The organism is Saccharopolyspora antiqui, assembly GCF_052246905.1.
Classification (GTDB): Bacteria; Actinomycetota; Actinomycetes; order Mycobacteriales; family Pseudonocardiaceae; genus Saccharopolyspora.
In genome coordinates, this window is record NZ_JBQQBO010000070.1 from 1 (window position 1) to 533 (window position 533).

1 protein-coding gene is annotated in these 533 nt (G+C 59.3%); it reads right to left on the reverse strand.

Going from position 1 to position 533, the window contains the following annotated elements; all coding sequences use genetic code 11:
* Positions 1–505, reverse strand: a 505-nt coding sequence (locus tag ACTWQN_RS38055) for an isocitrate dehydrogenase kinase/phosphatase AceK regulatory subunit (protein WP_443208532.1), incomplete at its 3' end; no start/stop codon positions are given.
* Between the last annotated feature and the right edge of the window lie 28 nt (positions 506–533).

A 533-nucleotide genomic window follows, 5' to 3' on the forward strand; every position in this document is an offset into this window, starting at 1 on the left:
CGTGTCGTTTCACCAGCTGATACTTGCTCTTGATGAGCTCGCGCGTGGTTTCCTTCGGCGGCGGGAAGTAGTCCTTGATGACCTTGAAGACGTATGGGTACGACGGCAGCGTGAACACCAGCATCACCAGGCCCTTGATGCCGGGCGCGATGATGAACTTGTCCGACGAGTGCTGCTGGTGGTGGAGGAAATCCCGATAGAACAGGTTCTTGCCCTGCTTCTGCAGGCCGAGCGAGGTGTAGATCTCGGCGCGCGGCTTGCGCGGCATCAGATCCCGCAGGAAGGTCACGTAGGCGGACGGAATTTCCATGTCCACCATGAAGTACGAGTGCGTGAACGAGAACAGGATCATCAACTGTTCCGGGCGCAGCAGCACGGTGTCTAGGCGCAGTTGGCCATCGGCGTTGCGCATGATCGGCACGGCCAGCGGGTACGACTTGTCGCCGTTGATTACGCGCCCGATGATGTACGCCGACGTGTTGCGGAAGAACAGCGACGACAGCACATGCACCTGGAAATTCGGCGAGATACGG